This is a genomic window from Bacillus cereus group sp. BfR-BA-01309, assembly GCF_022664315.1.
GTDB lineage: Bacteria > Bacillota > Bacilli > Bacillales > Bacillaceae_G > Bacillus_A > Bacillus_A mobilis.
In genome coordinates this window covers 1-201 of record NZ_JAKUHE010000091.1, presented here as the reverse complement: position 1 = coordinate 201, position 201 = coordinate 1, and the positions used below count along the sequence as shown (strand labels likewise).

The following is a 201-nucleotide window of genomic DNA, read 5'->3' as shown; positions in this document are numbered from 1 at the left end:
CCGCTGGTCAAATTGAAACGCCGATTGCACCAGTAACACCGATTGAAAATGAAATACCAGGTCAAGAAGTAGCCGCTGGTCAAATTGAAACACCAATTGCGCCAGTAACGCCGATTGAAAATGAAGTACCAAATTCAGAAGTGGCCGCTGGGCCAATGTCAACACCAGTAACACCGGTTGCACCGATTGAAAATGAAGTAC

1 pseudogene is annotated in these 201 nt (G+C 46.3%); it reads left to right on the top strand.

Annotation, left to right across the window (positions count from 1 at the left end):
• Positions 1-201, top strand: a pseudogene (locus MR115_RS29780) (hypothetical protein); the annotation flags it as partial.